Below are 26,424 nucleotides of genomic sequence, written 5' to 3'. Positions count from 1 at the left end.
TGCCGCGGAATGACCCCTGTCGCAGGTCTTCTCGAAACCGAGACCTCAGGGGCCGCTCACACGCATCGCGCGGTAGCCGAGTTGCATGGCTGAACGTAGGGCATAGGTAAGCCAGGCACCGGCTAGCAATCGCCATCGCTGCTGCATGGTCTGCCCGGTCATCTGCCTATGCCTTTCTGTGGCTCGTGGACTTCGTTGTCTCCGACGGTAGCATCAGGGCTCCCGGTAAGGAACCGATTTATTGCGCGAGGATCGGTGCGGAAGATCGATGCGATCGCCATCGGTATCGGTCGGCTACCGAGCAATCGCCTGGCGCGGGGCATGGATCCTGCGACACACCTGGCCGATTCGGGTGTTCTCGGCATCCGCGCGGCTACCGTTGATACCCGGCAGTTCCGTACTTCACATCGTCAGCACAGTCGGTGGTAAGGGGAGCTATGAGCAAGGCCTTTGTTCGGTGGCGGGCGTTCGCGACGGTGGTGCTCGGCGTGAGTGTGGTGGCGGTCGGAGCGCCCACGCCCGCGTCGGCAATCGTCGGCGGGTATGCGGCAGCCGGCGATCAATTTCCATGGACGGCCAGTGTGCAGAAGGGCGGTGCGCACGCCTGCGGCGCCGCTATCCTCAACAACCGCACCGTGATCACGTCGGCTATGTGCGTTCGTGGCGTCCAGCCGGACCAAGTGAAACTGCGGTACGGCTCGCTCCGGCATGATTCCGGTGGCAGCGTGGTCGAGATTCAGAAGATCGTCCTACATCCCCGCTACGACACAGTCAACCGCGATAGCGACATCGCCGTGCTGCACACCACCGAGAACCTCGCGTTCGGCACGAACGCCGCGCCGGTCTGTCTGCCCGAATCGGGCAGCGACCCCGCCGATGGTGTGATCGCGCAGGCCTCGGGATGGGGAGCGATTGGCGAAGGCGGGCAAGCGCCCTCGTACCTGATGGCCGTTGATCTGCCTACCGTCGGCCGCGCACAGGCACAGAGCCAGTACGGTGCCTCGACGATAACCGCCAACATGATCGCGGCCGGCATCGACGCGGGCGGCAAGTCGCCCGGTGCCGGCGACGAGGGCGGTCCGCTGGTTACCCGCGGCAACGAGGGCAACGCGACGCTCGTCGGCCTTTATTCCTGGGCCAACGGCCACGCGCGCCCCGGCTACGCGGCTGTATTCACCCGCATCGGCATATATGTCAACAATTTCCTCGCGGACAACATGCTCGGCGCGGGTGCCGGGTCGACCTCGAACGAGCCGTGCGGACAAGCCATCCCGCAATGACCCGACCGCCCGGAGCGCAGCCGAGCGAACGACGGGATCACACCTCGGCGACGAGCTTGCACGTTCGCGGGTGTCGCTGAGCGGCAGTTGAGGATGCGGCGGTCGTCTGTCACGTCGTCACCGGTGCATGGACCGGTGCGGACGCGCATGTGAAATTATTGACAGCAATCACCCCGCAAGCCGACAGGAACGGACAAATCGGGCATGCTTGATGTCATGATCAACCAGAAGGTCACCGCATGCACGTAACCGCTCTCGAGTGGGTGATCACGATCGCCGTGATCCTCGGGCTGTTCGTTTTCGACTTCTTCGCACACGTCCGCACGCCACACGATCCGACATTCAAGGAATCCGGGTTCTGGTCGGCGGTGTATATCGGACTCGCGCTGGTGTTCGGCGGATTCGTCGCCTGGCAGTGGGGTTCGACCTTCGCCGGGGAGTACTACGCGGGTTTCGTCACCGAGAAAGCGCTCTCGGTGGACAACCTGTTCATCTTCGTCATCATCATGTCGACCTTCGCGGTGCCGCGGATCTATCAGCAGAAGGTGCTGCTGATCGGCATCGTGCTCGCACTGGTGATGCGTGGCATCTTCATTGCCGTCGGTGCGGCGGCGATCAGCGCGTTCAGCTGGGTGTTTTACCTGTTCGGGCTGTTTCTGATCTACACGGCCGTCAAGCTGTTGCGCGAAAGCGGTCACGAGGTCGAGCATGAGGAGAAACGCGACAGCCGGATCGTCGCCTTGGCCAAGCGGGTGCTACCGACTACCGACAGCTATGACGGCGACAAGCTGATCACCCGGATCGATGGCCGCCGCGTGGTCACGCCGCTGCTGCTCGCGCTGCTGGCGATCGGTTTCGCGGACTTGCTGTTCGCACTGGATTCGATTCCGGCGATCTACGGACTCACCGAGGAGCCCTACATCGTCTTCACCGCGAATGCGTTCGCGCTCATGGGTTTGCGTCAGCTGTTCTTCTTGATCGGCGGGCTGCTGGATCGCCTCGTCTATCTGTCCTACGGGCTCTCGGCGATCCTGGCGTTCATCGGCATCAAGCTCGTGCTGCACGCGCTGCACGAGAACACGCTGCCGTTCATCAACGGCGGCGAGCACGTGAGCGTCCCGGAGATTTCCACGCCGGCGTCGCTCGGGGTCATCCTCGGCATCCTGATCGTGGCGACGGTTGCCAGTCTGATCAAGACGCGCGGCGCTGCCACGCAGCCGGTCGACGGCCCCGACGAGTAATCAAGAAGCGAACGCGCCCATCACCGGCACCCATTCGACGGCGCGGATCGCGTCGATCAGGTTCTCCCGCGCGAAGGGGTCCTGGGCCAGCAGGCCCTTCAGCGCGGTTTCGTCGTCGGCCTGAAACAACAGCAACGCACCCGAGCCATCCGGATACGGCCCGCTGCTGAGCAGGGTGCCCGCCTCGACCAGACCCGACAGCCAGCCCCGGTGCTCCGGGCGATAGGTGTCGCGGCCCGGGACGGTGGCCTCGGAATAGGTGTAGTGAACGGCGAAGATCGGCACGGCGGGTCGCTTCCTATCGGAGGTTCAACAGCATTCGAGTATTGCCGAGAGTGTTGGGCTTCACGTAGCTGAGGTCGAGGAACTCCGCGACACCGGTGTCATAGGAGCGGCACATCTCGGCATACACCTCGGCGGTGACCGGCGTGCCCTCGATCTCGACGAAGCCGTGCCTGGCGAAGAAGTCCACCTCGAAGGTGAGCACGAACAGCCGCCCGAGCTCCAACTCCCTGGCTACCGCGACGAGCCGATGCACGATGAGCTTGCCGACGCCGTGCCCCTTGACGTCCGGATGCACCGCGACCGTGCGCACCTCGCCGAGATCTGCCCACAGCACGTGCAGCGCGCCACAGCCGACCACCCGGCCGTCGAGTTCGGCCACCCAGAATTCCTGCACCGCTTCGTACAGTGTGACCAGGTTCTTTTCCAGCAGGATTCGACCGGCGTAGACGTCGACGAGGTGTTTGATCTCGGGTACATCGGAGGTTCGGGCGCGGCGTACCACAAGGGCAGAGTCGTGCGCGGCGGGTGCCACGCTGGGATGCGCGTCGCTGGTCGGACCACCTACTGGTCCCCGAGAGGTCATGTGGTGCACAGTAGTCGGCCCGGTTACCGATAGGCTGAAGGTGTGCCGCACATCCGATCGCTCCGCTCACCGCATCGCGCCGAGCAGCGCGACCGGATGGAGAGGCGGCCATGAGGCCGCCCGCCGAGGCGGAGGCATGAGCGTGCAGCCCGACGAGATCGACCGCCACTGGGCCGAGTCCGCCCCGACCCGTTCCGGGTTCGTGCCCGCGCAGGCCGAGCCTGCCGTTCCGCTGATGAATATCGCGAATATCCTCACCATGGTGCGCATCGCGCTGGTGCCACTGTTCGTGCTCGCGCTGTTTGCGGCAGGCGGGCATCAGACCGGTTGGCGGATCGCCGCGGCCGCGCTGTTCGGCATCGCCGCGATCACCGATCGCTTCGACGGGCAATTGGCCCGCAAATACGGATTGGTCACCGATTTCGGCAAGCTGGCCGACCCGATCGCGGACAAGGCGCTCATCGGGTCCGCGGTGATCGGCCTTTCGGTCCTCGGTGATCTGGCATGGTGGATCACCCTGGTGATCTGCGGCCGCGAGATCGGAGTCACCGTGTTGCGGTTGGCGGTAGTGCGCCGCGGCGTGATCCCGGCCGGTCGCGGCGGCAAACTCAAGACGCTGGTGCAGTCCGTCGCGATCGCGGCGCTGCTGCTGCCGTTGGCGGGCGGCTTCGCCACCGCGGGGATGGCGTTGATGTACGTGGCGGTCGCGCTGACGGTCGTCACCGGCCTCGATTACGTCGGTCAGGCGGCCAGGGTGTGGTTCGCCGGCGCACCGGGCCGGGCTCGCGGGGCATGACAGATCCGCTGATCGCCGATGTGCCTGCCGCCGACCTGGTGCGCGCACTCGGCGCGGCGGGACAGACCGTGGCGACCGCGGAATCCCTCACCGCCGGCCTGCTGGCGGCGACCATCGCCGGAGTGCCCGGCGCCAGCGTGGTGCTGCGCGGCGGATTGGTGGTGTACGCCACCGATCTCAAACACAGCCTCGCGGGCGTCAGCGACGAAGTACTGGCGACGGAGGGTCCGGTGGCCGCAAGCACGGCCGAGCAGTTGGCCGTCGGTGCTCGGATCCGATGTGGCGCGGACTGGGGCGTCGGGCTGACCGGGGTTGCCGGACCGGACTCCCAGGACGGGCATCCTGTCGGCACCGTCTTCCTCGGACTCGCAGGTCCGGGGCATACCGAGGTCGTCCGGTTGAAACTCCTCGGTGACCGGTGGACTATCAGGATTGGCGCGACGCACATGGCCATCCGGGAGTTACTGCGATATGTGACGGCCGGAGGGACTTCGGGTTCGGCACAGTGAGCGCGGGGTGAATCGAAGTTCGCTCCGCGGGAACCAACTGTGCTGTGTCCGACGTTGTGCCAGAAAGAACGGCATGCGCAATGCTTGTAGGTGCGGCGTGTGGTCCGCTGTCAGTGAGCGAAGGAGAACGAGATGACGCTGCTGCGAGAGGCGATCGGGGACAGTCTGCGGCGTGCTCGTCTCGCCCAGAGCCGGACCCTGCGTGAGGTGTCCACCTCGGCGCGCGTGAGCCTGGGTTATCTGTCCGAGGTCGAGCGCGGCCGCAAGGAGGCATCCAGCGAGCTGCTGGCCGCCATCTGCGCCGCCCTGGATGTGCCGCTGTCGCGGGTGCTCTGGGATGTGAGCACAATCATGGCCGGCTCCGACGGCCCGCCCGCCCGCGAGCCCGCGACCGCCGCCGCTCCCGCGACCGAAGCGGAGCGGACGCCTGCTGCCGAACCCGCCGAGACCAGCGCCGCACCCGAGCCTGCGGCCGCCACGATGTCGGCGGCCGGTGCCGCTACCAAGGTCCGCCCGCCGCATATCGCGGAGGACACGCGGATCGTCATTCCGGCGCCGAAAGCCGACATGCTGATCCTGGTGAAGAGCAATTGACGCAGAACGAGTGGTGGCAGCCCCGGGCAACGCTGCGGACCGGTGCCGGGAACGGATAGATTCTCCTTAGGCGTCGGAAAGGCCGGGTTGTCCCGGTCAGGTGCCCACATGGTGGAGGATAGGCACATATCGGGTGCGTGACGGTCGCGCACTAGAGTCGCGGTAAGCGCGGCGCATCAGATGGAGGCGGGATCAATCGATGGCTAATCCGTTCGTGAAGGCCTGGAAATACCTGATGGCCCTCTTCGATTCGAAGATCGAGGAGCATGCGGATCCGAAGGTCCAGATTCAGCAGGCTATCGAGGAAGCTCAGCGCCAGCATCAGGCCCTGTCTCAGCAGGCCGCGTCGGTCATCGGCAACCAGCGTCAGCTGGAGATGAAGCTCAACCGTCAGCTCGACGAGGTCGAGAAGCTCAACGCCAATGCGCGCCAGGCGGTCCTGCTCGCCGACCAGGCCGCGGCCGCCAATGACACCGAGAAGGCGATCCAGTACACCAATGCGGCCGAGGCTTTTGCCGCGCAGCTGGTCACCGCCGAGCAGTCCGTCGAAGACCTCAAGGTGCTGCACGACCAGTCGCTGCAGGCTGCCGCGCAGGCCAAGAAGGCCGTCGAGCAGAACGCGATGATGCTGCAGCAGAAGGTCGCCGAGCGCACCAAGCTGCTCAGCCAGCTCGAGCAGGCCAAGATGCAGGAGCAGGTTTCCGCCTCGTTGCAGCAGATGGACTCCACGCTGTCCGCGCCGGGCAGTACCCCGAGCCTGGATGCGGTGCGCGACAAGATCGAGCGCCGCTACGCCAATGCGCTCGGCTCCGCGGAACTCGCACAGAACTCGGTGCAGGGCCGCATGCTCGAGGTCCAGCAGGCCAGCATCCAGATGGCCGGGCACAGCAAGCTCGAGCAGATCCGCGCATCGATGCGCGGCGATGCGCTGCCCGCGGGCGGCGCCGGCGCGCCCGCCATCAACCCGGCGCAGACCCAGGCAAATCCGGCGCAGCCGCAGATGAACAAGGGCCAGACCGCGCAGCAGTAGCCGCAGGCGACCGCTGGCAGGTCGCTCGGAACTACGCTGCCGGAGGCTCGGCGAGGACTGGTTCGGTGAAGGCTCGTTCGGTACAGGCGCTCTCGGTGCGGGAGCGCAGCGCTCGGGTGCCGCTCGGGCCTTTTTTCGACCGTGCTCGGCCCGCACCACCCGTGGGAGGGAAGCCGTGAGCCGCAGGCGAATCCGGGAGGTCCGGGCGGGAGCCGGTGTCGTGCGGTCGGGACGCCGCGCTGTTGTCCGCGCACAGTCCACGATCGTGCCGCAACCGGGCAGTCTTCCTGACAATCTGCGCGAGGTCGGCCAACACGCCTTGGTCGCGGTGCGCCGCTGGGCGGATCCGAGGGAACGGGAGCTGCGCAAGCGGCGCAGGGCCCGCCGTCGCAGCTTTCAGCTCGGCACGGTGTCCGGTCTCACCACCGCGGGCACGGTCGGGCTCGTCATCATCGCCGCACCGGCCTGGGCCGTCGTCGTCGTGGGCGGGGGAGCAGTCGCCTTGGTAACCGGGACCGCGCTGAGCGCGCGTCGCTATCTGCGATTGCGCAATGCGCCGCTACCGCAGGCGACGTTCGTGCCACGCAAGCAGCCCCCGCTGTGGTCGGCTGCGCGTTCGCCGATCACCAGATTGATCCGTGCGGAGCGAGCCATGCACGGATTGGCCGGGCAGATCGCACGATCGAACCGGCTGCCCGACGACGAATTGGCCGACATGCTCGAGACCGCGGAATCGGGTGCCGCAGCCTTGCATGCGCTCGCCGCGGACGTGGCCGCGATGGAGCAGGCCGTCAGCATGATGGGCGGGACGAATTCCGATGCGGCAGAGGACCTTTCGGGCAATATGCGATTCGCATTGGCCCGGCTCGATGCGGGCGTCGTCGAATACGAGCAGGTGGTCGCCGCCGCCGGACGCATTCTCGCGGTGCCCGAGACCATCGTGCTGCGGCACGATTTCGACATGATCGTCTCCGACCTGCGGCACGCCGCCGACCGCCTCGACGGCTGGGCGCAGGCGCTCACCGAGGTCGCCGACCATCAGGTCGCCGCTCAACCGCCGCCACCCCGACTTTAGGGTGCTCGACCTCCTGGATATTGCTGCGGTCGCAGTTGAAAGACCACAGCTTCCAACCGGTTCCGGTGCGGGAGCGAATGATTCTCGACGTCGGCAGCAGCAGACCGGATCGCGCGATTGCAGTCCCTACCGCGTAGGGGTGGTTGTGGTAGAGGGTGTCGCATGCGTTGTGTCGGTGCTCATGGTGTCGGGAACGCCGAGGTCGACCTTTAGATAGGGCTTCAGAAGGGTCTCCCACGCTGTCTGCATCTTCTGGTATTCGTCGACACACTCGACGGCACGCTCCGCTGGCAGGCGCCCTTTTTGCTCCGGCTCACCCGGTGCAGTCACCAGGACGCTGAGCTCGTCGGGGAGGGCACCGTAATCCCAGCACAACAGGTTATAGCCGCGTACCTGGGAGAGCGAGTGTTCGTCAGCGAAGGTGCTGGCATTGAAATTTCCCGGATCGTCAGAGATGTCGAACCAGAAGTCGGCCGCCGCTGCCACGCTACCGACGCCTATAGGGCCGGGGGTGGTCAACATGAGTAGGGCGCCGAGCTGGTCTGCGGAGTCCTCCTCACGTCCCGTCGCAGGCAGCGAATACACGTCGATCGCCATGTGTGCGGACTCGTGGAAGGCGATCATGCGCGTTACGCCGTCGAAGTACAGGTTGAAGTAGTCAGGACGTCCCTCGGACTGCGCGTTCGCATATTCCTCCGCGACCGCGAACATCTCATAACAGAGGACAATCGACCGCTTCTCCGGGTCCCAGTACGCGTTGAACTGGCCGCATTCCATGCCGATGACGGGAATATCCTTGGGCAGCTTGTACACCGCACCCAACGCCTCGGCGAGATCTTCGATTATCCGGTTGTCTTGAGCGACCCTCTTGCCATCTTTCGACAGTTGCGAAGCCATCGCACGGTCATACTTGGGCACGAACTTTCCGGCGTCTGGCACCCGGCTCACAGTTGTGGTGCCTGTCGACTCCTGTGACGCTGGCTTCTCGTTGTTATTCGACGTACATGCCGCGGTTGCCGCAACCAGCACGACCACCGCCCCGGCCCATCGGCACCAATTCGAAACCATCGCAATCCCAGCCTCTCCCAACCGCAGGGCCCATTACTCCGATGCTTTGCTAGATGGTAGCAGCGACGCGCACTCGGCTCGGTGGTTTCCCTTGTACCGTCGAGGTATCGCCTCGAGCCGAGGCTTTCACCGAGGTGGCCTGCGATTAGCGGGTAGCGAACGAGAAAAATGCTCTGAGCTGTGAGAATTCGACATATCCGAGTTAATTCGCGCAGTTCTCAGGAGCGCCTTGTCGGCGAGGAGGTCTACGTCGCGGACCCGCAATTGGCCGTTGGCAGGTCCGGTTCGCAGGTCGTTTCGCCGACGGGCTCAGTGTTGCTGAAGCATAACCATGCGAGACGGTGGGGTCGCGGCGTTCGTCAGAAGCCAGCCGAAGCCATCGATCTGGGCGCTCGTAGCCCCGACTCCACGAATCCAACTCCGTGCCTGCGTTTCGCAGCGGCCGGGACCAGTCGAGCGTCGACCAGCGTGGGAGCGTGGTCCTCGTCGTCCCGGAGCAACTGCTGGGAATCCCCAGGATGTATTGGGCGCTGTCGGAATGTCAGGGTGAACCCTGATCTTCACCCGGATATCGGTGTTGACCTGGTGATTTCGCCTCGACCAGGGGGCATGATTGGTTCGTACAAAGGACTGCTGGGAGGCAAAAATGTTGTGGAAGATCATCGGTGTCGTGGCGGTCGTCTGGATCGCGCTCGCCATTATCGGCGCACTCATCAAGGGACTGTTTCCGATCCTGGTGATCAGCGCCGTGGTATTCGGCCTGTACCTGCTGTACAAGGCGGTATCGGGCTCGGACAAGTCCTCCGTCACCAAGCTGTAGCTCGGACTGCTGTGTGGTCGGCGCGCGAGGCGGTGGCGCGAGTGCCCTCGGTCGACGTGATCGAGAGCACCTGTACCGCGTCGGCGGCCGACACCAGGCCGGGGCGTAGTCGAGGCACCGGCCGGAGCGTGGAAATTGGAGAGGCGCAGCCTGTTCGGCAATCCAGGTGCTTAAATGTGTGCTGTGGAACAGGTTCCGGAAGACTGGCGGCGTGGCCTGGTGATCGTGGCCCATCCCGATGACATCGAATACGGGGCGGCTGCGGCAGTGGCGCGCTGGACAGGGCAGGGCAAGGACATTCGGTACGTCCTGGTGACTTCGGGTGAAGCCGGGATGGCTGGGATCCCGCCTGCCGAGGCCGGTCCGCTGCGCGAGGCGGAAGAGATTGCCTCGGCCAAGGTTGTCGGGGTGCACGAGGTCGAGTTCCTCGGCTACCCCGATGGTCGAGTGGAAGAAAGCTTGGCGTTGCGCCGGGATCTGGCGGCCGCGATCCGGCGCCATCAGCCAGAGTTGGTGGTGCTGTTCAACTTCGGCGACACTTGGGCTCCCGGCTATGCCAACAGCGCCGACCATCGCGCGGTAGGACGCGCCGCCCTCGATGCCATCTCCGACGCGGGCAACGAGTGGATCTTCCCGGAACTTTCCGACCTCGCGCCGTGTTCACCACGGTGGGCGGCTGTATCCGGCCCGACCGCGACGCACGCCGTCGACGTCTCAGACAACCTCGACCAGGCCGCGGCCGCCCTCGCCGAGCACCGCCGCTACTTGGAGATCCTCAGCCCCGAGCCGGTCGCCGACCAGGTTCGTGCCGTCATCGAGATGGCAATCGGCCCTAAGGAAGGCTTCCCCGCCGCGCACGCTGTCGGCTTCGAGCTCTATTACTTCCGCAGCTGACGCTCGATCCGGTCGTCACGGACCTTTGCGATGTGACTGGGCCGGAATCGTGCGCAATGCGTGAACTGTCCTCCGGGATCAGCCGATCAGTCCTCGGCGGCTCGCGTCGGTGATGCGTGTTGCGACAGTGGCGGGCCGGCAGCGCTCGGCCGTGGCTGTCCATGGCATTCCAGGCGCGTCGGCCTGCTGCGAGATCTGTTCTGAATGGACATCTCTCGACATGAGGCGCGGAATCATGCGCAGGATATCGTCCGTTCGGGTCGGCCGCGCAGCCTGCGATTCAGTCGTCAGCTTGCGGCCGCGACTCGTTCGATGACGTCGCGCCACGACTCCAAGGGTGCTACTTCCAGTCCGACAACCTTGCCGGCGTCATCGGCGCGGCGCAGGGCGATTGCGGCGGTGAAGTCCGGATCAGCTTGGAACTCGGCTTTTTCCGCTGTGTCCATGGGTCCACCCTGGGCGACCAGGGTGCGTCGGCTGGATGGTGACAACCCTTCGGCGTGCGCCGCGTCGGTCGCCGCCAGATATCGCTTGGCGACAACGTGGAGCTCCACCAGCCGGGCGACTCGGTTGCCGAGCAGCGGCCGGACGGCCTGTGCGCCGTGCCTGCCGTGTCCCGCATCGTCGCCTGGGACGAGCATATGGCCGATGTCGTGCAGCAGTCCGGCCACTTGCAGTTCCTCGTCGGCTGGATAGGCCTGGCGCAGCAGTTCCGCGCATTGCAGGTCGTGATCCAGAATATCGACCGGGTCGCCGCTGCGGTCCGGCGTATCCCAGACGTCGTGACAGCCGGTCAGCAAGCTCATCAATTCGTCCACGGTGGAGATGGGCACCTTCATCCTCCATAGGGGGCCTTATTGGTCTAGACCATTATGGGGGCGATTTCGTCCCCGTGCGGCGTCCAGCAATCGACCACTGCGTGAACATCAGCACGACAGGTTCCCTCGACGCGATCGATGGTGTGGCAGGCTGAGCGAATGCGTGTTGCCGTAGTAGCGGGGCCGGATCCAGGGCATGCTTTCCCGGCGTTGGCGCTGTGCGAGCGATTCCTGGCGGCCGGCGACGAGCCCGTGCTGTTCACCGGGCCACGGTGGTTCGATGTCGCTCGAGAGGCGGGCATTCCCGTGCGCCGGCTCAAGGGGCTCGCACCGCGGGCCGCCGATGACGACGGCGACGCCGGGCAGCGGATTCATGAACGAGCCGCGCACATTTCGACGGAGATCCTGCCCGACATGAGTGCGATGCTGCCCGAGCTTGTGGTGTCGGATGTGCTCACCGCGGGCGGCGGCATGGCCGCCGAGCGGCTGGGTGTGCCGTGGGTCGAGCTGTCCCCACATCCGCTGTACCTGCCGTCGAAAGCATTGCCGCCGATCGGGAGTGGACTCGCACCGGGGGAGGGCGTGTGCGGCAGGTTGCGCGACGGACTGCTGCGCACCATGACCGCACGCGATATTCGCAACGGTCAGCGACAGCGCGAGCAGGCCCGCGAGAGTGTGGGGCTGCCCGCGACGGATCCGGGCCCGGTCGCGCGTCTGATCGCCACGCTGCCCGCACTCGAGGTGCCGCGCCCGGACTGGCCGGAGCGCACCCACGTTGTCGGCCCGTTGCTGTGGGAGCCGACCAGCGAGATCCTCGAACCGCCGCCCGGTGACGAACCGCTGGTCATGGTCGCCCCCTCGACCGCGCACACCGGGGTCACGGGCATGGTCGAGACCGTGCTGGAGGCGCTCGACGGCGCTGGCGTCCGCGTGGCGATTTCCATGCTGGATACCCCGCCCACCGACCTGCCGCCATGGGCGATCGCGGGCCTTGGCCGCCAAGACGAACTGCTCACCCACGCTGCCGCCGTCGTGGGCGGCGGCGGCCACGGCCTGCTGGCCAAATCCCTGCTCGCGGGCGTCCCGATCGTCACGGTCCCGGGCGGTGGCGACCAGTGGGAACTGGCCAATCGCGCCGTCCGTCAAGGCAGTTCGATCCTGGTCCGCCCACTGACCGCCGAAGCCGTCCGCGCGGCAGTCCTCGATCTGCTGCACACCCCCGCCTACACCACAGCGGCCCGATCCGCGGCGTCCGGCGTTGTCGCCGTCGCCGACCCGATCGATCTCTGCCGCGAGGTACTCGACAACGTGCGAGCCCAATAGGACCTGTATCCGGAGCGGGCTGGGTCGGACGGCGCGAGTATCTTGAACACGGTGCGGTTGACTGAGTTCCAGGAGCTGTTGCACACCGAGTTCGGTGTGGCCCGTGGTGATGCCCTGCTGACCGATCATGTGATCCCGTCACTGGGTGGCAGGACCGGTTCCGCCGCCATCGATGCGGGGGTTGATCCACGGGATGTGTGGCGGGCGCTATGTGCGGACTTCGATGTGCCGCGCGGCCGCTGGTGACCGGCGATGTGCGCGGCCCGAGTGAGGCCGCCGTATACCGTTTCGATAGGCGATTGCGCATGGTTCCCACTGATCGTGAGCACTTGGCCGCGCGGGTGGCGGCGGCCAGGCCCACCGGCTACGTCGAATGGCAGCAGACCGGGATCGACCTGCTGCTGCTCGGGCGCCACGAGGACGCACTCGACCATCTCGACCGTGCCCTGGAACTGGCCGACACCGAGCGACGGCGAGTCGCGGTGTTGATCAATCTCGGCGACGTCTACCGATATCAAGGTGACGCCGTGATCGCCGAAATCCTCTACCTGCGCGCGCTGGATCTGGCCCGAACCGACGTGCCGGAGGTACTGTCTTTCGCGCTGCAGCATCTGGGCAAAGCGCTCGCCGAGCAGAACCGGCTGGATGAAGCCCGCAAACTGTTGGCCGAGGCGTTGATGTTGCGCAGCGCGGAGGCCGATTCCGAGTTGGTCGAGTCGACCCGTGCGACTTTGAACGCCCTGGACGACCTGCCCATTGCGCTACCTCCGGCGGTGGCCACACTGCTCGGTGATACACCGGTCTGGTCGGACGATCACGAAGGTTTGAGCGGCGGAGTCTCATTCGTCAACGGCGCGTATTGGGTGAAGCGCGGTCCCAAAGCGGCAGCGGAGCACGTCCGCCTGAACTGGTTGCGCGGCTACGGGATCCGGCTACCGGACGTGGCCGCATTCGACGGTGATGTACTGGCCCTCGCCGACGCGGGCGTGCCGAGTCTGGCATCGCGCGCGGAGGACGATAGCCGTATCGCGGCCGAAGGTGTTGCGGCCGAAAGCAATACGGCACCCGGCGGCAATCCTGCGGCCGACCGTCCTGCCGCGGCCAACGTGGCGGCCACCGGTGAGACCGTGGGGGCGATCATGGGTGTGCTGCTGCGTAGCCTGCACAGCATCCCCATTGCCGACTGCCCGTTCGACGGTCGACTCGATGTCATGTTGGCGCAGGCCCGCCGTCGAGTGCTCGAGGGTTTGATCGATCCCGAGGACTTCGATGACGACCACGGGCATCTGGACCCACAGCAGGTACTGGACCGACTCCACGCGGAACGCCCCGACGAGCAGGACCTGGTGGTCGCTCACGGTGACTTCACGCCGTCCAACGTGCTCGAGGGCGGCATTCTGATCGATGTCGGCAGCCTGGGTGTGGCGGACCGGTACCGCGATCTGGCGCTGGCCGAACGCGATCTACGGGAGGATTTCGGCGACGAGGAGGTCCGCGCGTTCTTCACTGCCTACGAGCTGACCGAGCCCGATCGGCGGCGACTGGACTACTACCGGCTGCTCGACGAACTCTTCTGACCTCACACCTTTTTCGCGTAGTGGCGCGCAGCTTTGGCGCGGTTGCCGCAGGTCGCCATCGAATGCCAGCGGCGGGTGCCGTTTTTCGAGGTGTCGTAGAAGAAGAGCACGCAGTCGGGGTGGGCGCACTGGCGGATGCGGCCGGGGGTTTCGGCGAGCAGGCGCAGCAGGTTGTCGGCGGCCAACCAGGCGGGCAGCCAAGCCGGATCCGCCACGTCTTCTATGTCGGCGGGTCCGTCGGCGGTGAGAGTGCGCCGCATGCGGCCGTGCTCGAGCACATCGTTGAGCCCGGAGATCGTGGTGTGTTTCACCACGTCGTAGATGGCGGAGCGCGCGGCGAGTACCGCTTCGAGCATCCGTTCGTCGGAGGTCGTACGCTCGGCCAGGCCTGCCGAGTTCAGCCAGACGTCCAGGCCTGCCACATCGGTCAGCAGGTCCTGAGGTCCGTCCTCGATCCACCTCGTGTTCAGCAGGTCGAGTGCCAGCGGCTCACCGAGGTGGGGGCGTGGATCGAGCATGACTGAGGGTAACGGGCTCCCTTGTGTTGCCAAGACAACCACCGCCGTTCTAACCGGATAAGTCCATTTTATGGGTTGACGCGGCGTGCTCCGCGCCGCTATCTTCTAACCATTAAAACAAGAAATGATGGTTGAACATTTCCGGAAGGACCACGATGACTACCGCAATCCGACCCCAGCTGGCCACCGGGCACATCGGGCTCAACGTTTCCGACCTGGACCGATCGGTGGACTTCTATCAGCGTGCGCTCGGTTTCGAACAACTCGCGGCCAGCACCGACGACAACCGGCGGTGGGCGTTCCTGGGTGCGGACGGCAAGCTCATGGTGACCTTATGGGAGCAGTCCGACGGCGCGTTCTCCACCGAAACGCCTGGCCTGCATCACCTCTCGTTCCAGGTCGACACCATCGAGCAGGTTCGGTCGGTCGAGGCGGTGCTGCGCGAACTCGCGGTGAACTTCGCCCACGAGGGCGTGGTCGCGCACGGTGAGGGAGTGGCCTCCGGCGGAATCTTCTTCGCGGACCCCGACGGCATCCGCCTCGAGGTCTACGCCCCGACCGGCGCCGAATCCGCACCAGCACCCACCGGCGCCGCCCCGACGTGTGGATTCTTCTGACCTCGATTGTGGGTGAATTGCGATGGGCACCTTTCATTCCGGCGAGTTGGCCGTCCAGCAGCGCATGGGGCAGGGCCACATCGCTGAGCGTGTCGGACGGATGATCCGTGGTGACATTCCGGCGGTCGCCGCGTCCTTCCTCGCCGAGCAGCCGGTGGTGGTGATCGCGGCCGCCGACGACGCTGGGCGGCTGTGGGCCGGTGAACTGTCAGGCCCGCCCGGTTTCGTGCATGCCGTCGACGACGTGACGCTCGCCGTCGACGCGCGACCCATCCCCGGCGATCCGCTGCGCGACGCGCTCGCTCGCCCGGCCCGGATCGGCCTGATCGCCTTGCAGCCGCAGCGCCGACGGCGGATGCGGGTCAACGGCACCGCAACTCCGGACGACGGTGGACTGCGGATCGCTACCGACCAGGTGTATTCGAACTGTCCGAAGTACATCTCCCGCAGGCAGATCGAGTCCTACCGCCCCGATGTCGCACCCTCGGCTCCGCGCCGAGGCGCCGAACTCGACGCACGGCAGCAGGACGTCATCGCCGCAGCCGATACGTTCTTCCTCGCCACGGCGGACCTCGACAGCAATGCCGACGCCTCCCACCGCGGCGGCAATCCCGGTTTCCTGCAGGTCCTTTCGCCGACGCAGCTGCGCTGGCCGGACTACCGGGGCAACTCGATGTTCATGACGCTCGGCAACATCGAGGTGAATCCGCGCTGCGGAATCCTGGTCCCAGATTGGGTCACCGGCAGCACTCTCCAACTCACCGGCACCGCCGAACTCAATTGGGAATCGGATACTTTCGTCACCGGCGCCCAGTGCTCCATCGATTTCACCATCACCGAAGTCGTCGAAATGCATGCCGCGGTCCCGCTCCGATGGGGTCCCGCCGAACATTCCCCCGTCAATCCCTGACCCGTGACTCATTGCCGCGCAGGTCTGCCCGGACTGTCCGAATCTCCACGCAAAAGAAAGAAGTCGTCGTGCGACCTCCACTACCTCCTTTCGATCGTGAATCTGCCGAAGTGAAGGTCCGCGCCGCCGAAAATGCGTGGAACACTCGCGATCCAGAGCGCGTCGCGGCCGCCTACACCGAAGATTCGGTGTGGCGCAACCGCGACGAGTTCTTCACCGGTCGCGCGGCCATCGTGGACTTTCTCACCCGAAAGTGGTCCACCGAGAACGGCTATGCGCTGCGCAAAGATCTCTGGGCCTTCGAGGGCAACCACATCGCGGTCCGCTTCCAGTACGAGTGGCACGACGAGTCCGGCCAATGGTGGCGCAGCTACGGCAACGAACAATGGGAGTTCACCCCCGAAGGCCTGATGTCGCGCCGTGAGGCCAGCATCAACGACGTCCGCATTGCCGAATCCGCCCGCCGCATCTTCGGCCCACGGGAAGAGGGCGACAATTCGGTCCAGCCTCAGCAGTGACCGGTGCCGGATGTCGCACTGTGCGCGCGAACCGTGAGCTGGGTACCGCCGCACAGCCCGCGGATTCAGCGGTGCCGTCGAATGCGGATGTTTGCGCGGTGACGGCCGTGTGATCGGCATGGTCTGCCGTGCGGGCGGCGCTGTGGGTCTTCGAGTAGGTGCAGACACTGCTGGACAGTGACCGGATTTCGCTGGTGCGGTGATGGCATCGCCGCGGACCCGGTGCGGCGTGACCTCGCTTAACGGGTCGGTTGCCAGGGGTGGGGTAAGCCGGTATGCGTGTTGCCGGGCGCGTCGCTTGACTCGAACATCTGTTCGTCTAATGTGGGCCCCAGAACTTGTCGGTGCCGCCCTCTAATGTGGGCGCCAACCAAGAACGAAGACTTACCCGTCGAAAAGGGGATCAGGACATGGCACCACAGGCGTATGACCGCGACAAGGCGCTCGAGATGGCGTTGGCTCAGGTGGAGAAGAGCTTCGGCAAGGGCGCGGTCATGCGTCTCGGCGAGGAGGCTCGCCAGCCCATCTCGGTGATTCCGACCGGTTCCATCGCGCTGGACGTGGCCCTCGGTATCGGAGGTCTGCCGCGCGGCCGCGTGGTGGAGATCTACGGCCCGGAATCCTCGGGTAAGACGACCGTCGCGCTGCACGCGGTGGCCAACGCGCAGGCCGCGGGCGGTGTCGCCGCGTTCATCGACGCCGAGCACGCCCTCGATCCCGAGTACGCTCGCAAGCTCGGTGTCGACACCGACGCCCTGCTCGTCTCGCAGCCGGACACCGGTGAGCAGGCCCTGGAAATCGCCGACATGCTGATCCGCTCCGGCGCGCTGGACATCATCGTCATCGACTCGGTGGCCGCGCTGGTGCCGCGCGCCGAAATCGAGGGCGAGATGGGCGACAGCCACGTCGGTCTGCAGGCCCGTCTGATGAGCCAGGCGCTGCGCAAGATGACCGGTGCAATGAGCAACACCGGTACCACCGCGATCTTCATCAACCAGCTGCGCGAGAAGATCGGCGTGATGTTCGGTTCCCCCGAAACCACCACGGGTGGTAAGGCGCTGAAGTTCTATGCCTCGGTGCGCCTGGACGTGCGCCGCATCGAGACGCTCAAGGACGGTAGTGACGCCGTGGGTAACCGCACCCGCGTCAAGGTGGTCAAGAACAAGGTGTCGCCACCGTTCAAGCAGGCCGAGTTCGACATCCTGTACGGCTTCGGCATCAGCAAGGAAGGCTCGCTCATCGATATGGGTGTCGAGCACGGCTTCGTCCGCAAGTCCGGCTCCTGGTACACCTACGACGGTGACCAGCTGGGGCAGGGCAAGGAGAACGCCCGCAAGTTCCTGTTGGAGAACACCGACATCCGCGACGAGATCGAGAAGAAGATCAAGGAAAAGCTGGGCATCGGTGCCGATGTGACCGCGGCCGATGCGGTCGCCGAGGTGCCCGCCGATTTCTGATCCGATGAACGGCCGACGCGCACCGCAACGTTCCGGTCCGGCCGCGCCCGATGAGGCGCGGCCCGACCCGGTGAACGAAACGCGGCGTCGGCTACATGAACTCCTGTCCGCTTCCGGCCGTTCCGCTGATCCGGTCAACACTGGATCGCGACCGCACGAGTCCGGATTCGGACGGTTCCGGTCGGCTGAAGGTGGTTCGGCCGATCCGGACATGGGAGGAAGCTGGTCGGGCGCGCTCGAACCGCAGCGGGCGCGCTCGACCGGGTCCACGTCGAGGCGTCGGCGTGCGAAAACCACCCCATCGGGCGATTCTGATCGTTCGGGAAGCCGATGGGAGACGGATCCGGTGGCGGCCGGATCCGAGCGGGGTCGATCGGAGCCGAAACAGGCCGGTGCGCACCGGTCCTCGTCGGAACCCACCCTGCCGGGCGGGACGGTCGAGCAGGCGAAGGACGCATGTCTGCGCCTGCTCGCCGTCCGCGCCCGCAGCCGCGCCGAACTCGCACGGCGCTTGGCGGCCAAGGGTTTCACCCCCGAGGTGACCGAGACCGCCCTGGACCGTCTCGTGGAAGTAGGCCTCATCAACGACGCCGCCTTCGCCGAAGAGTGGGTCCACGCCCGGCACACCTTCTCCGGTAAGGGCAAACAGGCACTGGCCCAAGAACTCCGACGCAAGGGCGTCGCCCAATCCGACGCCGCCCCCGCCCTGGATGCCATCACCGCGGACGACGAAGAATCCCGCGCCACCGACCTGGTCCGTCGCAAACTCCGCTCGATGCCTGCAAACCTGGACCGCGACAAAATAATCCGCCGCCTAGTCGGCATGCTCGCCCGCCGCGGCTACAACCAGTCCACCGCCTACCAGGTGGTGAAAGCGGAGCTATCCAGCCACGGCACAGCTGCCGACACCGAAGACCTCCCCGACTCGATCGACTAGGTTGCCGCCGAATACGCACCCTCTCAGGATCGCGCCCGCTACGGGTGCTAGAGGTACGGATTGCATGGAGAGAAGTCTCTGAGCTTGGCTGTCCCAACCGGAAGACCGCTCTCAGCCGTACAGCTTCTCACCCGCGAGCGAGCGCCTTTCCAAGTCAGCCAAAATCTCGCGCACCGTATCGAGATTCAGATCGTCGAGACGCTTGAACCGGATGCACGACTTGCCGACATCGACCTTCCCGAGCCGGTCGGCGTACCGCACGGCGACATACTCACCGTCCTGCACCGCCGAAATGTACAGCGAGACATAGTTCTTCCGCGCCGCCAACGCCACGACCGGCCACTCGGACGGCTCTTTCATGCTCTTGGTCTGGTACGGCATCAGGCCATACCCGAGCAGTGATGTGCCCATGCCCTCGGTAAGCACCGGCTCGAATGACGGTGCGCTCGAGCGGACTACCGCATCGAGCGCCCGCAACTCCGGCTCCCTGGCCCCGGTTCGGGCCAGGTAGTCGTCGAGCGCCGTCGAATCGAGACTCACGGCTTCTTTGTAATGTCCACGCCGGGCGCGGCGTCGGTGATGATCGAGTCGGCCGCCAGCACGGCGCCACCCTTCTTCTTGCGCCCGCGCAGCCGCTTCTCCACCTTGGTCGCCACCAGCGTCAGTGCGCTGTTGAGTGCGATCATGACGATCGCGATGACCATCAGCGAGGGAATCGTGTTCTGTTCGGCAGCACCGAGTTGCTGCCCCGACCGCACGATTTCGACGTAGGTGATCTGGTAGCCCAGCGCCGAGTCCTTCAACGCGACAACCATTTGCGAGATCAGCGCGGGCAGCATGGCGGTGATCGCCTGCGGCAGCAGAATCAGCCGCATCAGCTGGCCCTTGCGCAGACCCAGCGCGACCGCGGCCTCGGTCTGCCCTTTCGGCAGCGACCGGATGCCGGCCCTGACGATCTCGGCGATGACCGAACCGTTGTAGATCGTCAGCGCGGTGACCACCGCGGCCAAGGCGAGCTGGTCCACCTTGAACAGCTTGTAATCGGAGAAGACCGAGAACAGGAAGATCATCAGGATCAGCACGGGAATCGCCCTGGCGAGTTCGACGACCGCGCCCGCGATCCATCGCACCACCCGATGTTCCGACAGCCGCAGTATGCCGAAGATCATGCCGATCACCAGCGCGAACACGATCGACATCAGTGCCGCGACGATGGTGCCCTTCAAGCCGGGCAGCAGGTAGGTGGTCCAGACGTCCTTCTCCAGGAAGGGCTTCCACTTCTCCGCGGTGAACTGACCCTTGTCGGCGAAGCCGCTGTACAGATACCAGAGCACAGCGCCGACAGCGACGACGACCAGCACCGAGTAGATGTTGTACCGGATACGCGCGCGGGTGCCCGGCGCATCGAAAAGGACCGAAGCACCGGCGCTCATCGGGCAACCTCGTATCGTTTGGCGAGCCAGCCGAACAGCAGGCCCATCGGCAGAGTCAGGATTACGAAGCCGAGCGCGAAGATCGCGCCGATGGCCAGCGGCACGGCTTCGGATTCGACCATGCCTGCCATCAGGTGGGCGGCCTCGGCGACGCCGATCGCCGAGGCGATCGTGGAGTTCTTGGTCAGCGCGATGAACACGCTGCCGAGTGGGGCGATGACCGCGCGAAATGCCTGCGGCAGCACTACGAGTCGCAGATTCTGCGCGAAGCTGAAGCCCAGCGAGCGACCCGCCTCGGACTGGCCGAGCGGCACCGTGTTGATGCCCGAGCGCAGCGATTCGCAGACGAAAGCCGCGGTGTAGATGCTGAGCCCGACAATCGCGAATCGGAAGTTGTTCTGCGCCACCGAATTCGGGCCTTCGGGGGCGAGTCGCCAGCCCATGGTCGTGTAGAGACCGAGCGAGCAGAACACAATGATCAGGGTCAACGGGGTGTTACGGAAGATGGTGACGTAGGCGGTACCGACCGCGCGGGCAACAGGTACGGGGGACACGCGCAGCCCGGCGACGATGGTGCCGATAACCAGCGCAGCCAGACCGGACACCACGGTCAGCTGGATGGTTACCCAGAAGGCCTTGAGGATTTGGTCGTCGTACCTCGAGATCAGGTCGAACACGGCGGACGCGTCCCTCCGATCGGTGTGGATTCAACAGGGGAACAACAGATGGCCCGGTCCGGCAGGCCCGGGCCATCCGCGCGAAGAAACTCAGTACCGGTTGACCGTCGGCGGCGTCGGCGCCTGGTATCCGGACACACCGACCGTCTCGTCGAATGCCTTCTTCCAGGAACCGTCGGCGATCATCGCCTCGATCGCGTCGTTGACCTTGTCGCGGAGTTCCTTGTCGCCCTTCTTGAGACCGATGCCGTAGTTCTCCGTGGTGAACGGCTTGCCGACCACCTTGAAGGTGCCCGCACTCTGCGCGGCGTAGCCGGCCAGGATGATGTCGTCGGTGGTCACCGCGTCCCAGGACCCGCCCTTGAGCCCCTCGAGGCACAGCGAGTAGGTGTCGTTGGTCTGCAGCTGAGTGTCCGGGAAGTTCTTCTCGATATTGCCGGCCGGGGTTGAGCCTTTGACCGAGCAGACCTTCTTGCCCTTCAGGCTGTCGGGGCCGGTGATGTCGGTGTTGTCCGCGCGCACCAGCAGCGACTGACCGGCGACGTAGTACGGACCGGCGAAGTCGACCTTTTCCTTGCGCTTATCGGTGATCGAGTAGGTCGCGATGATGTAGTCGACCTGCCCGTTCTCGATGAGCGTCTCGCGCTGTGCGGAAGGAGCTTCCTTGAAGGTGATGCCCTCGGGCTTGACGCCGAGCTTGCCCGCCACATATTTGGCGACCTCGACATCGAACCCGCCGTAGGAGCCGTCCTTGTTGCGCAGGCCGAGACCCGGCTGGTCGAACTTGATACCGATGGTGAGTTTGCCGTCCTTGGCGTTGTCCAGGGCGGTCTTGCTGTCGCCTCCGCCACAAGCGGTTGCGGTCGCGGCGGTCAGCGCCAGGGCGATCGCCCCGACACCGATTCGAAGCGCACGGTTGATCCTCATCGAGTTCCTTCCCTCATATGGTTTCGATGGCCGTGATTGTCAGATGGTCAGTGGCTCAATATTTTTCCGAGAAAGTCCTTGGCGCGCTCGGATTTCGGCGCGGTGAAGAATGCCTCCGGCTCGGCATCCTCGACCACCTGTCCGTCGGCCATGAACAACACCCGGTTGCCGGCGCGACGAGCGAAACCCATTTCGTGGGTGACCACCAGCATGGTCATCCCTTCCTTGGCCAGCGACACCATCACGTCGAGCACCTCCTGGACCATTTCCGGGTCCAGTGCTGAGGTCGGCTCGTCGAACAGCATCACCTTAGGGCTCATTGCCAGGGCGCGGGCGATCGCGACGCGTTGCTGCTGACCACCCGACAACTGCGCCGGGTACTTGTCGGCCTGGTTGGCGATGCCTACGCGTTCGAGCAGTTCCATCGCTCGGCTGCGCGCGTCGTTCTTGGCAATCTTGCGGACCTTCAGCGGCGCGAGCATGACGTTCTCGACGATCGTCTTGTGCGCGAACAAATTGAAGGATTGGAACACCATTCCGACATCGGCACGCAGCGCGGCGAGTGCGCGGCCCTCGGCGGGCAGCGGCACACCGTCGATGGCGATGTCGCCGGAGTCGATCGGCTCCAGTCGGTTGATGGTGCGGCACAGCGTCGATTTCCCGGACCCCGAAGGGCCGAGAACAATGACGACCTGTCCCTTGGGAACTTCGAGGTTGACATCCCGCAGCACGTGGAGCTCACCAAAGTGTTTATCCACATTGCGCATCGAGATCATCGGCGCACTGGTGGTGGCGCTCTCATCCCCGGTCGTGGCGGCCCCGGTCGTGTCGGGCGCGGCAGCGGCGTCGGTCATGGATCAAGACCTTAAGCGGAAAATACGAATTTGCCCGGGTTTCCGCGACACACCGCCCCGCCACGCCGAAGCGACACGTGCCTGTAACCTCCGGCCGGTCTTACTCGGGCCAGTTCGACTCCTCGATCACATCCACGAAATCGGTCCGCTCGAAGCCGGGCACGAAGCGGGCAAGCACGTCGGCTTTGACGTTCCCGAAGGTGGTCTGCGGCCGATCCGCGATGCCGTGAGTGAACGCGGCGAGGATCCGCTTCTTGAAGTCCGGGCGCGGGTGCGCGGCGATGATGGCCTCACGGATGTCGGCGGGCAGGTCGCCGTAGCCGATCCCGAGGACATCGAGCTCCACGCCCGCGGTGACCAACGCGATCTCCGGCCGCATCCAGTGCGGGATTTCCGGCGTGGTGTGTAGCGCAATGGCATCCCATACCAGCCGCACCGACTCCTCTGGGATGCCGTGTGCGTGTAGGAACGCTGCGGCCTGCTCGGCGCCGTCGATCTCGAATCTGCGGTCGGCGGTGCGGTATTCGTCGGTCAGCCCCAGGTCGTGGAACATCGCACCGATGTAGAGCAGTTCCGGATCGAAGTCGAGACCGCGGCGAGCGCCCTGCCATGCGCCGAACAGATAGACGCGACGGGAGTGGTCGAACAGCAGATCGCCGGTGGCGTCGCGAACGAGTTCGGTCGCGGCGGCGGCCAGGCGGCTGTCGGGGATCACGATGTCGGCGATGTGGCTCATGGGGGCTCCTCGTGTCGGTTTTCTCGTCATCGAGTCTTGTTGCGCGCAAGGATCGAGGCCATGTCCGTATGGACAGATATCCCTCGGATTCGGCCATGCTCGCGGGATAGGCTCGAGGCATGTCCCGCGAGCTTCGCCACATCGTCTTCCTGGCCTACGACGGCGTGCGACAGCTCGATATCACCGGCCCGCTCGAGGTGTTCGCGACGGCGCGTGACCTCGGCGCGGCATATCGCTGGTCGGTCTGCTCCGCCGACGGCGCGGACGTGACGACCGCGACGGGTCGGCTGGCCGTCGACGGCCGGATCGACACCGCCGTCCCGGTCGACACCGTCGTTGTCCCCGGCTCCGCGGATCTCCCGCGCGATCGAATCCCCGGCAGTCTGCTCACCTCTGTTGCCGAGCTGGCCCCGCGGGTCCGCCGGGTTGCCTCGGTGTGCACCGGCGCGTTCGCCCTGGCCGAAGCGGGCTTGCTGGACGGCCGCCGGGCAACCACACATTGGCGACACGCCGCCGCGCTGGATCGCCGCTATCCCGCCGTCCGCGTCGAGCCGGATGCTATCCACGTCCGCGACGGACATCTGCTCACCTCCGCAGGCGTGACCGCCGGCATCGACCTCGCGCTGGCAATGGTCGAGGAGGATGCCGGCGCGGCCCTGGCACGCGAGGTGGCTCGCGATCTGGTGGTCTTCATGCAGCGACCGGGAGGACAGTCGCAATTCTCCGCATCGCTACGCGTCCCGCCGGTCCGCCATGATCCGCTGCGGGCGGTCGTGGACGGCATCGCCGCCGACGCGTCGGCCGATCATTCGGTACCAGCACTTGCCGCACGGTCGGGCCTGAGCGTCCGACACCTGACCCGCCTGTTCCACGACCAACTCGGCGCGACACCCGCCGTCTACGTCGAGTCCGTGCGCGTCGAGGCAGCCCAAGCCCTGCTTGCGGAAGGCGCGACGGTCACCGACGCAGCCTCGCGTAGCGGCTTCGGCAGCGACGAGTCGCTCCGCCGGGCATTCGGACGGCGACTCGGCATCACCCCTTCGGCATACCGCGCCCGCTTTCGCACCACTGCCTGATCGCCGCAGTGGACGATGCCGTTCCCGCACCACCCCATGCGGGCACCCGGTCCAACCCGTGTGCCTACCGAGGGCCGCACCACGCTGCGCGGTGCGGCCCGATAGACAGCACACCTTGTTTCGTAGCCCCGCATACCCCGTGTACGGGGTGTGCAGCTGGCGCGGGGGGTGTTAGGGCGGTTGGCTCGTTGGGGACCGGGCGGAGGCGAGGCAACCGCATACCTATGCGCTGAACGGCGCGGATACCGACGGCCTTACCCTGGACAGGTGAATTCGATGGGCCAGGTAGAGGGAGCAGTTCGCAGTTACGAGGTCCGCACCTTCGGCTGCCAGATGAACGTGCACGATTCCGAGCGTTTGTCTGGCCTGCTCGAGGATGCGGGATACGTGCAGGCCGCGCCGGGGGCGACGGCTGACCTGGTCGTCTTGAATACCTGCGCGGTCCGCGAGAACGCCGACAACAAGCTGTACGGCACCCTCGGTCATTTGGCTTCGATCAAGGCCGACCGGCCCGGTATGCAGATCGCGGTCGGCGGCTGCCTTGCTCAGAAAGACCGCGACACCGTGGTCCGTAAGGCTCCTTGGGTCGACGTGGTGATCGGCACCCACAACATCGGCTCGCTGCCGGTGCTGCTGGAGCGGGCCAGGCACAACAACGAGGCGCAGGTGGAAATCCTGGAGTCGCTCGAAGCGTTCCCCTCGACCTTGCCGGCCAAGCGGGAGTCCGCGTATGCGGGCTGGGTGTCGATCTCGGTCGGCTGCAACAACACCTGCACCTTCTGCATCGTGCCGTCATTGCGGGGCAAGGAGGTCGACCGCCGCCCCGGTGACGTGCTCGCCGAGGTACAGGCGCTGGTCGACCAGGGCGTGCTGGAAGTGACGCTGCTCGGACAGAACGTGAACTCCTACGGCGCGTCCTTCGCCGATCCGGAGGAGCAGCGCGACCGCGGCGCGTTCGCCAAGCTGCTGCGTGCGGCCGGGCGGATCGAGGGACTGGAGCGGGTCCGCTTCACTTCCCCACACCCGGCCGAGTTCACCGACGACGTGATCGAGGCGATGGCGGAAACGCCCAATATCTGCCCGCAGCTGCACATGCCGCTGCAGTCCGGCTCGGATCGAGTGCTCAAGGCGATGCGCCGCTCCTACCGCAAGGCGCGCTACCTCGGCATCATCGAAAAGGTCCGCGCCGCAATGCCGCACGCGGCCATCACGACCGACATCATCGTCGGCTTCCCCGGCGAAACCGAGGAAGACTTCCAGGAAACCCTGGACGTGGTCCGCCAGGCCCGTTTCACCAGCGCCTACACCTTCCAGTACTCCAAGCGGCCCGGCACGCCCGCCGCCGACATGCCCGACCAGCTTCCCAAAGAGGTCGTCCAGGAACGCTACGAACGGCTGATCGCGCTGCAGGAGGCAGTCTGCCTGGAGGCGAACCGTGAGTTGATCGGTACCGAGGTAGAGCTGCTGGTCGCCGAGGGTGCAGGCAAGAAGAACGCCGCCACCGCACGCATGAGCGGCCGCGCCCGCGACGGCCGACTGGTGCACTTCCGTCCGCCCGTCACGGAACCCGGCAGCACCGACGTGATTCGCCCCGGTGACGTCATCACCGTCGACATCACCGGCGCCGCCCCGCACTACCTGATCGCCGACGGACCCGTTCGCACCCATCGCCGCACCCGCGCGGGCGACGCGCACGAACGCGGCATCACCCCGAAGACCGAACCGATAGGTGTCGGCCTCGGCTTGCCCCGCATCGGTGCACCCGCACCGGAACCGGCCGCCGCAGGCTGCTCGACCGGCTGCGACGCATGAGCGGGCTAAGTGCGGGAGTCATGTTCCAGCGTGCATCGCGCATGCCGGAGCTGCGCGTC

Annotated in this window: 30 protein-coding genes; 19 read left to right on the top strand and 11 right to left on the bottom strand. The window is 65.8% G+C overall.

Annotated features, from left to right (window positions below):
- Positions 1-488: 488 nt before the first annotated feature.
- Positions 489-1,280 carry a serine protease gene (locus tag ACFQZZ_RS22900; protein ID WP_378684310.1) on the top strand — a complete coding sequence of 264 codons (792 nt, stop codon included), beginning with the start codon at positions 489-491 and terminating at the stop codon, positions 1,278-1,280.
- Between the two features lie 239 nt (positions 1,281-1,519).
- Complete coding sequence (locus tag ACFQZZ_RS22895) at positions 1,520-2,521, top strand: TerC family protein (protein ID WP_378684307.1); 1,002 nt, start codon at positions 1,520-1,522, stop codon at positions 2,519-2,521.
- Here the strand turns inward: ACFQZZ_RS22895 and ACFQZZ_RS22890 are convergent, their stop codons facing one another.
- Together ACFQZZ_RS22890 and ACFQZZ_RS22885 are read right to left on the bottom strand one after the other, a co-directional pair.
- Positions 2,522-2,806, bottom strand: a complete 285-nt coding sequence (locus ACFQZZ_RS22890) for a YciI family protein (protein ID WP_378684304.1) — start codon at positions 2,804-2,806, stop codon at positions 2,522-2,524.
- A gap of 13 nt (positions 2,807-2,819) precedes the next feature.
- The gene (locus ACFQZZ_RS22885; RefSeq protein ID WP_378684301.1) at positions 2,820-3,389 is read right to left on the bottom strand and encodes an amino-acid N-acetyltransferase; all 570 of its coding nucleotides are present in this window, start codon (positions 3,387-3,389) and stop codon (positions 2,820-2,822) included.
- A gap of 136 nt (positions 3,390-3,525) precedes the next feature.
- Here ACFQZZ_RS22885 and pgsA point away from each other — a divergent pair, with 136 nt between their 5' ends.
- The 5 genes from pgsA to ACFQZZ_RS22860 all read left to right on the top strand — a co-directional run bounded on the left by pgsA (position 3,526) and on the right by ACFQZZ_RS22860 (position 7,393).
- Entirely contained in the window at positions 3,526-4,185 is a 660-nt protein-coding gene (gene pgsA, locus ACFQZZ_RS22880) for a CDP-diacylglycerol--glycerol-3-phosphate 3-phosphatidyltransferase (protein WP_378684299.1), read from the top strand.
- Entirely contained in the window at positions 4,182-4,694 is a 513-nt protein-coding gene (locus tag ACFQZZ_RS22875) for a CinA family protein (protein WP_378684296.1), read from the top strand. Before pgsA ends, ACFQZZ_RS22875 begins: the two co-directional genes overlap by 4 nt.
- 132 nt (positions 4,695-4,826) lie before the next feature.
- Positions 4,827-5,288, top strand: a complete 462-nt coding sequence (locus ACFQZZ_RS22870) for a helix-turn-helix domain-containing protein (protein WP_378684294.1) — start codon at positions 4,827-4,829, stop codon at positions 5,286-5,288.
- Positions 5,289-5,487: 199 nt separating this feature from the next.
- Positions 5,488-6,318, top strand: coding sequence for a PspA/IM30 family protein (locus ACFQZZ_RS22865; protein ID WP_378684291.1), 831 nt, complete (start codon positions 5,488-5,490; stop codon positions 6,316-6,318).
- 175 nt (positions 6,319-6,493) lie between these two features.
- Positions 6,494-7,393 (top strand): hypothetical protein, encoded by a 900-nt coding sequence (locus ACFQZZ_RS22860; RefSeq protein WP_378684289.1) that lies wholly within the window; start codon positions 6,494-6,496, stop codon positions 7,391-7,393.
- Between the two features lie 126 nt (positions 7,394-7,519).
- Here ACFQZZ_RS22860 and ACFQZZ_RS22855 read toward each other — a convergent pair whose 3' ends face one another.
- Positions 7,520-8,290, bottom strand: coding sequence for a DUF4344 domain-containing metallopeptidase (locus ACFQZZ_RS22855; protein WP_378684286.1), 771 nt, complete (start codon positions 8,288-8,290; stop codon positions 7,520-7,522).
- A gap of 817 nt (positions 8,291-9,107) precedes the next feature.
- Between ACFQZZ_RS22855 and ACFQZZ_RS22850 the strand changes: the two genes are divergently transcribed.
- Both ACFQZZ_RS22850 and ACFQZZ_RS22845 read left to right on the top strand, forming a co-directional pair.
- Positions 9,108-9,281 carry a hypothetical protein gene (locus tag ACFQZZ_RS22850; RefSeq protein ID WP_378684283.1) on the top strand — a complete coding sequence of 58 codons (174 nt, stop codon included), beginning with the start codon at positions 9,108-9,110 and terminating at the stop codon, positions 9,279-9,281.
- A 183-nt stretch (positions 9,282-9,464) separates the two neighbouring features.
- Positions 9,465-10,175: a PIG-L deacetylase family protein gene (locus ACFQZZ_RS22845; RefSeq protein ID WP_378685063.1), complete on the top strand. Its 711-nt coding sequence runs from the start codon at positions 9,465-9,467 to the stop codon at positions 10,173-10,175.
- A 287-nt stretch (positions 10,176-10,462) separates the two neighbouring features.
- On the opposite strand, the gene ACFQZZ_RS22840 is transcribed toward ACFQZZ_RS22845, so the two are convergent.
- Positions 10,463-11,008 carry an HD domain-containing protein gene (locus ACFQZZ_RS22840; RefSeq protein WP_378684280.1) on the bottom strand — a complete coding sequence of 182 codons (546 nt, stop codon included), beginning with the start codon at positions 11,006-11,008 and terminating at the stop codon, positions 10,463-10,465.
- Positions 11,009-11,152: 144 nt separating this feature from the next.
- On the opposite strand from ACFQZZ_RS22840, the gene ACFQZZ_RS22835 reads away from it, so the two are divergent.
- From ACFQZZ_RS22835 to ACFQZZ_RS22825, 3 genes are read left to right on the top strand one after another with little or no spacing between them, the layout of a single operon-like run.
- Entirely contained in the window at positions 11,153-12,316 is a 1,164-nt protein-coding gene (locus ACFQZZ_RS22835) for a glycosyltransferase (protein WP_378684277.1), read from the top strand.
- 51 nt (positions 12,317-12,367) lie between these two features.
- The gene (locus ACFQZZ_RS22830) at positions 12,368-12,562 is read left to right on the top strand and encodes a DUF3046 domain-containing protein (protein ID WP_378684274.1); all 195 of its coding nucleotides are present in this window, start codon (positions 12,368-12,370) and stop codon (positions 12,560-12,562) included.
- Positions 12,563-12,621: 59 nt separating this feature from the next.
- Positions 12,622-13,893 (top strand): phosphotransferase, encoded by a 1,272-nt coding sequence (locus tag ACFQZZ_RS22825; protein WP_378684271.1) that lies wholly within the window; start codon positions 12,622-12,624, stop codon positions 13,891-13,893.
- Between the two features lie 2 nt (positions 13,894-13,895).
- On the opposite strand, the gene ACFQZZ_RS22820 is transcribed toward ACFQZZ_RS22825, so the two are convergent.
- Positions 13,896-14,411, bottom strand: coding sequence for a CGNR zinc finger domain-containing protein (locus ACFQZZ_RS22820; protein WP_378684268.1), 516 nt, complete (start codon positions 14,409-14,411; stop codon positions 13,896-13,898).
- Between the two features lie 155 nt (positions 14,412-14,566).
- Here ACFQZZ_RS22820 and ACFQZZ_RS22815 point away from each other — a divergent pair, with 155 nt between their 5' ends.
- From ACFQZZ_RS22815 to recX, 5 genes are all read left to right on the top strand, one after another.
- Positions 14,567-15,028: a VOC family protein gene (locus ACFQZZ_RS22815; protein ID WP_378684266.1), complete on the top strand. Its 462-nt coding sequence runs from the start codon at positions 14,567-14,569 to the stop codon at positions 15,026-15,028.
- A 22-nt stretch (positions 15,029-15,050) separates the two neighbouring features.
- Positions 15,051-15,938: a pyridoxamine 5'-phosphate oxidase family protein gene (locus ACFQZZ_RS22810; RefSeq protein WP_378684263.1), complete on the top strand. Its 888-nt coding sequence runs from the start codon at positions 15,051-15,053 to the stop codon at positions 15,936-15,938.
- 68 nt (positions 15,939-16,006) lie between these two features.
- Complete coding sequence (locus tag ACFQZZ_RS22805; protein WP_378684261.1) at positions 16,007-16,456, top strand: nuclear transport factor 2 family protein; 450 nt, start codon at positions 16,007-16,009, stop codon at positions 16,454-16,456.
- Between the two features lie 410 nt (positions 16,457-16,866).
- Positions 16,867-17,913 (top strand): recombinase RecA, encoded by a 1,047-nt coding sequence (gene recA, locus ACFQZZ_RS22800; protein WP_378684258.1) that lies wholly within the window; start codon positions 16,867-16,869, stop codon positions 17,911-17,913.
- A gap of 346 nt (positions 17,914-18,259) precedes the next feature.
- Positions 18,260-18,850, top strand: coding sequence for a recombination regulator RecX (gene recX, locus ACFQZZ_RS22795; protein WP_378684255.1), 591 nt, complete (start codon positions 18,260-18,262; stop codon positions 18,848-18,850).
- Positions 18,851-18,961: 111 nt separating this feature from the next.
- On the opposite strand, the gene ACFQZZ_RS22790 is transcribed toward recX, so the two are convergent.
- From ACFQZZ_RS22790 to ACFQZZ_RS22765, 6 genes are all read right to left on the bottom strand, one after another.
- Positions 18,962-19,390 carry a DUF1801 domain-containing protein gene (locus tag ACFQZZ_RS22790; RefSeq protein ID WP_378684252.1) on the bottom strand — a complete coding sequence of 143 codons (429 nt, stop codon included), beginning with the start codon at positions 19,388-19,390 and terminating at the stop codon, positions 18,962-18,964.
- Positions 19,387-20,283, bottom strand: coding sequence for an amino acid ABC transporter permease (locus ACFQZZ_RS22785; RefSeq protein ID WP_378684249.1), 897 nt, complete (start codon positions 20,281-20,283; stop codon positions 19,387-19,389). Before ACFQZZ_RS22785 ends, ACFQZZ_RS22790 begins: the two co-directional genes overlap by 4 nt.
- Positions 20,280-20,960, bottom strand: a complete 681-nt coding sequence (locus ACFQZZ_RS22780) for an amino acid ABC transporter permease (protein WP_378684246.1) — start codon at positions 20,958-20,960, stop codon at positions 20,280-20,282. The genes ACFQZZ_RS22785 and ACFQZZ_RS22780 overlap by 4 nt, the downstream gene beginning before the upstream one ends.
- Positions 20,961-21,050: 90 nt before the next feature.
- Positions 21,051-21,887 (bottom strand): glutamate ABC transporter substrate-binding protein, encoded by an 837-nt coding sequence (locus ACFQZZ_RS22775; RefSeq protein ID WP_378684243.1) that lies wholly within the window; start codon positions 21,885-21,887, stop codon positions 21,051-21,053.
- A gap of 47 nt (positions 21,888-21,934) precedes the next feature.
- Complete coding sequence (locus tag ACFQZZ_RS22770) at positions 21,935-22,663, bottom strand: amino acid ABC transporter ATP-binding protein (RefSeq protein WP_378685060.1); 729 nt, start codon at positions 22,661-22,663, stop codon at positions 21,935-21,937.
- A gap of 178 nt (positions 22,664-22,841) precedes the next feature.
- Positions 22,842-23,477, bottom strand: a complete 636-nt coding sequence (locus tag ACFQZZ_RS22765; RefSeq protein ID WP_378684240.1) for an HD domain-containing protein — start codon at positions 23,475-23,477, stop codon at positions 22,842-22,844.
- Positions 23,478-23,596: 119 nt separating this feature from the next.
- Here ACFQZZ_RS22765 and ACFQZZ_RS22760 point away from each other — a divergent pair, with 119 nt between their 5' ends.
- A complete protein-coding gene (locus ACFQZZ_RS22760; RefSeq protein ID WP_378684238.1) occupies positions 23,597-24,553 on the top strand; it encodes a GlxA family transcriptional regulator in 957 nt (318 codons plus the stop codon).
- A 276-nt stretch (positions 24,554-24,829) separates the two neighbouring features.
- Positions 24,830-26,365 carry a tRNA (N6-isopentenyl adenosine(37)-C2)-methylthiotransferase MiaB gene (gene miaB, locus ACFQZZ_RS22755; protein ID WP_378685057.1) on the top strand — a complete coding sequence of 512 codons (1,536 nt, stop codon included), beginning with the start codon at positions 24,830-24,832 and terminating at the stop codon, positions 26,363-26,365.
- Positions 26,366-26,424 lie beyond the last annotated feature (59 nt).

The organism is Nocardia sp. GCM10030253 (genome assembly GCF_042675075.1).
In the GTDB taxonomy this organism is placed as follows: Bacteria; Actinomycetota; Actinomycetes; order Mycobacteriales; family Mycobacteriaceae; genus Nocardia.
This window is presented reverse-complemented; position numbering and strand designations above follow the sequence as displayed.

What these genes read in the sequence shown, in the direction of transcription:
- ACFQZZ_RS22850 (WP_378684283.1), top strand. Translation starts at nt 9,108, where the DNA reads ATGTTGTGGAAGATCATCGGTGTCGTGGCGGTCGTCTGGATCGCGCTC.
- ACFQZZ_RS22835 (WP_378684277.1), top strand. Translation starts at nt 11,153, where the DNA reads ATGCGTGTTGCCGTAGTAGCGGGGCCGGATCCAGGGCATGCTTTCCCG.
- ACFQZZ_RS22875 (WP_378684296.1), top strand. Translation starts at nt 4,182, where the DNA reads ATGACAGATCCGCTGATCGCCGATGTGCCTGCCGCCGACCTGGTGCGC.
- miaB (WP_378685057.1), top strand. Translation starts at nt 24,830, where the DNA reads ATGGGCCAGGTAGAGGGAGCAGTTCGCAGTTACGAGGTCCGCACCTTC.
- ACFQZZ_RS22810 (WP_378684263.1), top strand. Translation starts at nt 15,051, where the DNA reads ATGGGCACCTTTCATTCCGGCGAGTTGGCCGTCCAGCAGCGCATGGGG.
- ACFQZZ_RS22775 (WP_378684243.1), bottom strand. Translation starts at nt 21,887, where the DNA reads ATGAGGATCAACCGTGCGCTTCGAATCGGTGTCGGGGCGATCGCCCTG.
- ACFQZZ_RS22865 (WP_378684291.1), top strand. Translation starts at nt 5,488, where the DNA reads ATGGCTAATCCGTTCGTGAAGGCCTGGAAATACCTGATGGCCCTCTTC.
- ACFQZZ_RS22820 (WP_378684268.1), bottom strand. Translation starts at nt 14,411, where the DNA reads ATGCTCGATCCACGCCCCCACCTCGGTGAGCCGCTGGCACTCGACCTG.
- ACFQZZ_RS22785 (WP_378684249.1), bottom strand. Translation starts at nt 20,283, where the DNA reads ATGAGCGCCGGTGCTTCGGTCCTTTTCGATGCGCCGGGCACCCGCGCG.
- ACFQZZ_RS22885 (WP_378684301.1), bottom strand. Translation starts at nt 3,389, where the DNA reads ATGACCTCTCGGGGACCAGTAGGTGGTCCGACCAGCGACGCGCATCCC.
- ACFQZZ_RS22815 (WP_378684266.1), top strand. Translation starts at nt 14,567, where the DNA reads ATGACTACCGCAATCCGACCCCAGCTGGCCACCGGGCACATCGGGCTC.
- ACFQZZ_RS22870 (WP_378684294.1), top strand. Translation starts at nt 4,827, where the DNA reads ATGACGCTGCTGCGAGAGGCGATCGGGGACAGTCTGCGGCGTGCTCGT.
- ACFQZZ_RS22855 (WP_378684286.1), bottom strand. Translation starts at nt 8,290, where the DNA reads ATGGCTTCGCAACTGTCGAAAGATGGCAAGAGGGTCGCTCAAGACAAC.
- ACFQZZ_RS22770 (WP_378685060.1), bottom strand. Translation starts at nt 22,663, where the DNA reads ATGATCTCGATGCGCAATGTGGATAAACACTTTGGTGAGCTCCACGTG.
- ACFQZZ_RS22760 (WP_378684238.1), top strand. Translation starts at nt 23,597, where the DNA reads ATGTCCCGCGAGCTTCGCCACATCGTCTTCCTGGCCTACGACGGCGTG.
- pgsA (WP_378684299.1), top strand. Translation starts at nt 3,526, where the DNA reads ATGAGCGTGCAGCCCGACGAGATCGACCGCCACTGGGCCGAGTCCGCC.
- ACFQZZ_RS22765 (WP_378684240.1), bottom strand. Translation starts at nt 23,477, where the DNA reads ATGAGCCACATCGCCGACATCGTGATCCCCGACAGCCGCCTGGCCGCC.
- ACFQZZ_RS22825 (WP_378684271.1), top strand. Translation starts at nt 12,622, where the DNA reads ATGGTTCCCACTGATCGTGAGCACTTGGCCGCGCGGGTGGCGGCGGCC.
- recA (WP_378684258.1), top strand. Translation starts at nt 16,867, where the DNA reads ATGGCACCACAGGCGTATGACCGCGACAAGGCGCTCGAGATGGCGTTG.
- ACFQZZ_RS22895 (WP_378684307.1), top strand. Translation starts at nt 1,520, where the DNA reads ATGCACGTAACCGCTCTCGAGTGGGTGATCACGATCGCCGTGATCCTC.